The organism is Nocardioides sp. (genome assembly GCF_025965415.1).
Lineage (GTDB): Bacteria > Actinomycetota > Actinomycetes > Propionibacteriales > Nocardioidaceae > Nocardioides.
This window is the reverse complement of the sequence record NZ_JAOPWY010000090.1, coordinates 24,988-31,863: the sequence shown is the minus strand read 5'-3', so window position 1 is coordinate 31,863 and position 6,876 is coordinate 24,988. Positions and strand designations below refer to the sequence as shown.

Sequence of the window (6,876 nt, the reverse complement as noted above, 5' to 3'; positions counted from 1 at the left end):
CCGCGTTCTCGATCGCCTTGCGGGCGTCCTTCTCGAGGAGCTCGCCGATCGGCGTGGCGGACAGGCCGCCCGGGTAGCCGGAGTGGCGGTACGCCATCTTGGTGGTCTTCTTGGTGCCCGAGAGGGCAACCTTCTCCGCGTTGACGATGATCACGAAGTCACCGGTGTCGACGTGGGGGGCGAAGATCGCCTTGTGCTTGCCACGGAGCAGGTTGGCGGCCTGGACGGCCAGACGGCCCAGGACCACGTCGGTGGCGTCGATGACGTGCCAGTCACGCTGGATGTCACCCGGCTTGGGGCTGTACGTACGCACGGCTGATCTACCTTCTTCGTTCGTAGGACCCGACGGGTTGAGCCCCGCGGGAGGTGGTGCAGCGGCTTCTGACGAACACGGCCCGGCTTGGTGTCCGGGACTGCACTCTGGCGACGGGCGGGCCCGGATTCGGGACCGCGGGAGAGTTGTCAGAGCGCGGCAGGAGTCGCGACCGTCAAGACTACGGGCAGTCTTCGGTCAGGGTCAAAACGGGCTCGGGGCCGCTCTCGAGCGGGCCGGAGGCCGGACCGGGTTCGCACGGGATTGACGCCTCATACTAAGTTGGCCGAGTGACAGAATCTCTTACCGTCCGTGACAACCGCACCGGACTGGAGTACGACGTCCCGATCGTCGACGGCACCTTCCGCGCTGCCGACCTCGGAAAGATCAGGAACGGCGAGGGCTCTCCCCCGTTGGCCGTCTATGACCCCGGCTTCACCAACACCGCCTCGTGCCGCAGCTCCGTCACCTACATCGATGGCGACGAGGGCATCCTCGAGTACCGCGGGTACCCCATCGAGCAGCTGGCGGAGAAGTCGAACTTCCTCGAGGTCAGCTACCTCCTGATCCACGGCGAGCTGCCCACCAAGGCGGAGTACGAGGCCTGGGTGCACGAGATCACGTACCACACGTTCGTGCACGAGAACGTCAAGGGCTTCATGCACGGCTTCCGCTACGACGCCCACCCGATGGGCATGCTGATGGCCTCGGTCGGCGCGCTGTCGACGTTCTACCCCGACGCCCGCAACATCAGCGACGCGGACAACCGCCACATGCAGATCGTGCGCATGATCGCGAAGATGCCGACCCTGGGCGCGTGGTCGTTCCGCCACGCCCAGGGCAAGCCGTTCGTCTACCCCGACAACGACCTCGGCTACACCGCCAACTTCCTCTCGATGCTCTTCAAGATGAGCGAGCAGAAGTTCGAGGCCGACCCGCGCCTGGTCAAGGCCCTCGACGTGCTCTTCATCCTCCACGCCGACCACGAGCAGAACTGCTCGACCAACGCGGTCCGGTCGGTCGGCTCCTCGCAGGTCGACCCCTACTCGGCCGTCGCGGCCGGCGTCGGCGCCCTCTACGGCCCGCTGCACGGTGGCGCCAACGAGGCGGTGCTGCGGATGCTCAAGCGCATCGGCAGCAAGGAGAACATCCCCGCCTTCATCGAGGGCGTGAAGAACGGCAACGAGCGCCTGATGGGCTTCGGCCACCGGGTCTACAAGAACTTCGACCCGCGCGCCACGATCATCAAGAAGGCCTGCGATGACGTCTTCGAGGTCACCGGGGTCAACCCGCTCCTCGAGATCGCCAAGGAGCTGGAGAAGATCGCGCTCGAGGACGAGTACTTCGTCAAGCGCAAGCTCTACCCCAACGTCGACTTCTACTCCGGCCTGATCTACGAGGCCTTCCAGTTCCCGCCGGAGATGTTCACGGTGCTCTTCGCCATCGGGCGTACGCCGGGCTGGCTGGCGCAGTGGTCGGAGCTGGTGCAGGACAAGGACCAGAAGATCGCCCGCCCCAAGCAGATCTACACCGGCGACCGCGAGCTGACCTTCACCCCCTCCTCCGAGCGCTGGGCCTGACGCCCCGCCTCACCGACGTACGACGAGAGCCCCCGACCGCCGCGGCCGGGGGCTCTCGCACGTCCCTGCGGGGCATTTCCCCACTTCCCAGCCGACTCTCAGGGCATCCACAGGGTGCCGACGCAGGCTCGAAGCATGAGCGACGGACAGACACCCCCGCAGGGCCCCTTCCACCAGCCGGCCGAGCCCACCCCGTACTTCCAGCCCTCCCAGCCCTCGCGGTCCTTCCAGGCACCGCAGGGGACGTCGCAGCCGGAGCCCCAGCGGGAGCCGAGGCGACGGCGTACGGGCCTGGCGGCGGCGGTCGTGGCCACCTCCCTGCTCGTGGGTGGCGGCGCGGGTGTGGGCGGCGCTGCCTTCTGGGACGTCACGCACGACGAGCCGTCCAGCGCAGCGCCGGCCGACCAGGTGTCCACCTCGACCGTGGCCAGCCAGACGCAGGCCCCCGCCGCCGACGGATCGGTGGAGTCGGTGGCCCAGAAGGTCCTGCCGAGCGTGGTGAAGATCGACGTCACGGGTCAGGAGGGCTCGGCGTCCGGCTCCGGGATCATCCTCACCTCCGACGGCACGATCCTCACCAACAACCACGTCGTCGAGATGGCTGAGAACGGCGGCACGCTGCAGGTCTCCTTCGACGACGGGACGAGCGCGGACGCCGAGATCCTCGGCACCGACCCGCTCACCGACACCGCGGTCATCAAGGCCGCCGACGTCTCCGGCCTCACGGCCGCCACGATCGGCAAGTCGGCCAACCTGGGGGTCGGTGAGGGCGTCGTCGCCGTCGGCTCGCCGTTCGGGCTCGACGCCACCGTCACCAGCGGCATCGTGAGCGCGCTCAACCGCCCGGTCAACGTCGGCTCCGACGACCAGGGCAACTCCACGACGTACCCCGCGATCCAGACCGACGCGGCGATCAACCCGGGCAACTCCGGCGGCCCGCTGGTCGACATGACCGGAGCCGTCGTCGGCATCAACTCCTCGATCCGCACCGCAAGCTCGCAGACGTCGGGCCAGTCCGGCTCGATCGGCCTCGGCTTCGCGATCCCGATCGACGAGGTCATGCCGATCGTCGACCAGATGGCCGCGGGCGAGACCCCGACCCACGCGCGGCTGGGTCTCCAGGTGGGCGACCCGCAGGCCGGCGACGAGTCCGGTGCCGTCGTGCGTGAGGTGACCTCCGGGTCCACGGCGGACGAGGGCGGCCTCGCCGCGGGCGACGTGATCACCAAGATCGACGACGTCCGGATCTCCGACGCCGACTCCCTGGTCGCCACCATCCGGTCCTACCGCCCCGGCGACTCGGTGACGGTCACCTGGCAGCGCGGCGACCAGACGCAGGACGGCCAGTTCGTGCTCGACAGCGACGCCACCAACGGCTGACCACTGCTGCAGGCTCAGGCCGGTCGCGCCATGATGGTGCGGCCGGCCTCGCCGTCTCGCGGCCGGTCACGACCAGAGGAGTCACATGCAGCTCGAGCTCACGCCCGCCGACGCGGAGTTCCGTGACCGCATGCGGGAGGTCTTCACCACGAAGGTCCCGCAGGAGATCCGGGACACCGTCCTCGAGGGCCGCCACCTCACGCGCGACCAGATCGTCGAGAGCCAGCGCGCCCTCAACGCCGAGGGACTGGCGGTGCCGCACTGGCCCGCCGAGTGGGGCGGCCAGGACTGGACCGACCTCCAGCGCCACCTGTGGCACGAGGAGATGCAGCGCGCCGGCGTGCCGGTCCCGCTCGCCTTCAACGCCTCGATGATCGGCCCGGTGATCGCCCAGTTCGGCACGGAGGAGCAGAAGAAGCGCTTCCTGCCCGACACCGCCAACCTCGACATCTGGTGGTCGCAGGGCTTCTCCGAGCCCGACGCCGGCTCCGACCTGGCGAGCCTGCGCACCACCGCGGTGCGCGATGGCGACGACTGGATCGTCAACGGCCAGAAGACCTGGACCACGCTCGGGCAGCACGGCGACTGGATCTTCACCCTCGTGCGCACCGACCCGGAGGTGAAGAAGCAGGCCGGCATCTCGATGCTCCTCATCGACATGACCACCCCGGGGGTCGAGGTCCGCCCGATCGAGCTCATCGACGGCGGCCACGAGGTCAACGAGGTCTGGTTCTCCGACGTCCGCGTCCCCGGTGACCTGCTGGTCGGCGAGCCGGGCGAGGGCTGGACGATCGCCAAGTTCCTGCTCGGCAACGAGCGCGTGGGCGTGGCGCCGGTGGGGGCCACCAAGCGGGCGCTCGCCACGCTGAAGGCCAACGCCGGCGACCTGCTCGACGACCCGCTCGTCCGGGCCCGGGTCGCCGAGCTGGAGAACGACCTGCTCGCCCTCGAGCTCACCGCGCTGCGCGTGGTGGCGCACTCCTCCGACGGAGCGCCGCACCCGGCCTCGTCGGTGCTCAAGCTCAAGGGCACCGAGCTCCAGCAGGCGGTCAGCGAGCTCGCGCTCGACCTCGCCGGCCCCGGCTCGCTCGGGGCACGCGCCGACGACGACTCGCCGCTGGCCGGCTGGGCCCGCCGCAGCGCCCCGACCTACCTCAACCTCCGCAAGGCGTCGATCTACGGCGGGTCCAACGAGATCCAGCGCCAGATCATCAGCCGCACGATCCTGGGACTCTGAACATGGACTTCACCTACGACGACGAGCAGCAGGCACTGCGCGAGGCCGTCCGCGGCCTCCTCGCGACGACGTACGCCGACCACGACAGCAGGCGCCGCGCGGTGGCCGAGGAGCCGGGCTTCGACCGCGCGCTCTGGGGCCGCCTGGCCGAGATGGGCGTGCTCGGGCTGCCCTTCAGCGAGGACCACGGCGGCGTCGGCGCCGGCCCGGTCGAGATCGGGATCGTGTGCCAGGAGCTGGGCCGGGTGCTCGCGCCGGAGCCCTACCTCGCGAGCGTGGTCCACGCCGGCGGCATGGTCGCCGCCGTCGGCTCGCCGGAGCAGAAGGCCGACCTGCTGGGCCGCCTGAGCGCCGGGGACCTCGTGCTGGCCGCGGCCGACACCTCCCCCGGCGGGCGCTGGACCTCCCGTGCGGATGGCGTACGCGCATCCGTGTCGGGCGACCCTTCGACGGGCTCAGGACAACGGACCTGGACGCTCGACGGCGTCGCCGACCCGGTCGTCGGCGGCGAGTCCGCGGACGTCCTCATCGTGACCGCCGCCCTGCCCGACGACGGCGGGACGGGTGTCTTCGTGGTGGCCGCCGACGACGTCGAGCGCACCGGCTACGCCACCGCCGACCTCACCCGCGCCGCCTCGGTGCGCTTCGACGGCAGCGCCGCCACGCCCCTGGGCGAGCCCGGCCGCGACCTCTCCCCGAGCATCGCGGCCATCAGCGACCTGACCCGGATCATGGGCGCCAACCAGGCGCTCGGCGTGATGCAGAGCCAGGTGCGCGCGACGACCGACTACCTCAAGAGCCGCAAGCAGTTCGGCGTCACGCTCAACACCTTCCAGGCGCTGACCTTCCGGGCCGCCGACATGTACGTCTCGCTCGAGCTGGCGCACAGCCTGGTCGACTGGGCGACGATGACCATCGCCGGCGGCGACCGCGACGCCGTGGCCGACGCCGCCGACCGGGTGGGCCTGCAGATCGCCCGGGCCGGGCGCCACATCGGCCAGGAGGCGATCCAGCTCCACGGCGGCATCGGCATGACCGCGGAGTACGCCGTCGGCGTGGGCACCGCCCACCTCGAGGTGCTCGACCAGTGGCTCGGCAACGGCTCCCACCACCTGTCGCGGCTGTCCTCGCGGGTGACGGACCACGAGCTGGTGGAGGCGCTGGGCTGATGGACCTCTCGCTCACCGAGGAGCAGCACGCCTTCCGCGCCCTCGCGCGCGACTTCCTCGAGCGGGAGGCGGTCCCCCACCGGATGCAGTGGGACCACGACGAGTCCGTCGACCTGGCGATCGTGCCCAGGATGGCCGAGCTGGGCTTCTTCGGCCTCACCATCCCCGAGGAGTACGGCGGGGTCGGTGGCGACTACGTCACCTACTCGCTGGCGATGGAGGAGCTCGGTCGGGCCGACTCCGCGCTGCGCGGGATCGTCTCCGTCAGCAGCGGCCTGGTCGGCAAGTCGATCCTCTTCCACGGCACGGAGGAGCAGAAGCAGGAGTGGCTCCCCCAGCTGGCCGCCGCCACCAGGCTCGGGTGCTTCGGGCTCACCGAGCCCGGCACCGGGTCCGACGCCGGCAACCTCACCTCCCGCGCCACCCGGGACCCTTCGACAGGCTCAGGACACGCGGCCCCCGACTGGGTGATCAACGGCCAGAAGCTCTTCATCACCAACGGCACGTGGGCCGACGTGGCCCTGGTCTTCGCCCGCACCAGCGACGACGGACCACGCGGCATCACCGCCTTCCTCGTCCCGACCGACTCCCCCGGCTTCGAGGCCCGCGAGATCACCGGCAAGCTCGGGCTGCGCGGCCAGGCGACGGCCGAGCTGTTCCTCCACGACGTACGCGTCCCCGACTCGGCCCGCCTCGGCGAGGTCGGGCAGGGCTTCAAGATCGCGATGGGCACCCTCGACAAGGGCCGGCTCGCGGTCGCCTCCGGGTGCGTCGGCATCGTGCAGGGCTGCCTGGAGGCCTCGGTGGCGTACGCCACCCAGCGCCGGCAGTTCGGCAGGCCCATCGCGTCCTTCCAGCTCGTGCAGGACCTGATCGCCGACATGTCGGTCGACGCCGACGCGGCCCGCCTGCTGGCCTGGCGCTGCGCGGACCTCATCGACCGCGGCGAGCCCTACGGCGTCGCCGCGTCCAAGGCCAAGCTCTTCGCCTCCGAGGCCGCCGTGCGGGCGGCGAACAACGCGATCCAGGTCCACGGCGGCGCCGGCTACGTCGACGACTTCCCGGTCGCGAAGTACCTCCGCGACGCCCGCGTCATGACCCTCTACGAGGGCACGTCGCAGATCCAGAAGCTGCTCATCGGGCGCGACGAGACCGGGATCAGCGCCTTCGTGTGACTGACGCCGGCGGCCCACCCGG

6 protein-coding genes are annotated in these 6,876 nt (G+C 70.7%); 5 read left to right on the top strand and 1 reads right to left on the bottom strand.

The genetic code is table 11. The features are described 5' to 3' along the window. Positions 1 to 313: 50S ribosomal protein L13 (gene rplM, locus JWN97_RS09670; RefSeq protein WP_297621772.1), on the bottom strand; the 313-nt coding region annotated here is incomplete at its 3' end. A 290-nt stretch (positions 314 to 603) separates the two neighbouring features. Here rplM and JWN97_RS09665 point away from each other — a divergent pair. The 5 genes from JWN97_RS09665 to JWN97_RS09645 all read left to right on the top strand — a co-directional run bounded on the left by JWN97_RS09665 (position 604) and on the right by JWN97_RS09645 (position 6,854). Next, a complete protein-coding gene (locus JWN97_RS09665; protein WP_297621770.1) occupies positions 604 to 1,893 on the top strand; it encodes a citrate synthase in 1,290 nt (429 codons plus the stop codon). A gap of 135 nt (positions 1,894 to 2,028) precedes the next feature. Beyond that, positions 2,029 to 3,273, top strand: coding sequence for a trypsin-like peptidase domain-containing protein (locus JWN97_RS09660; RefSeq protein WP_297621767.1), 1,245 nt, complete (start codon positions 2,029 to 2,031; stop codon positions 3,271 to 3,273). 85 nt (positions 3,274 to 3,358) lie between these two features. Beyond that, the gene (locus JWN97_RS09655) at positions 3,359 to 4,510 is read left to right on the top strand and encodes an acyl-CoA dehydrogenase family protein (RefSeq protein ID WP_297621765.1); all 1,152 of its coding nucleotides are present in this window, start codon (positions 3,359 to 3,361) and stop codon (positions 4,508 to 4,510) included. 2 nt (positions 4,511 to 4,512) lie between these two features. Continuing rightward, a complete protein-coding gene (locus tag JWN97_RS09650) occupies positions 4,513 to 5,679 on the top strand; it encodes an acyl-CoA dehydrogenase family protein (RefSeq protein WP_297621763.1) in 1,167 nt (388 codons plus the stop codon). Continuing rightward, entirely contained in the window at positions 5,679 to 6,854 is a 1,176-nt protein-coding gene (locus JWN97_RS09645) for an acyl-CoA dehydrogenase family protein (RefSeq protein ID WP_297621761.1), read from the top strand. The genes JWN97_RS09650 and JWN97_RS09645 overlap by 1 nt, the downstream gene beginning before the upstream one ends. The last annotated feature ends 22 nt before the right edge of the window (positions 6,855 to 6,876 follow it).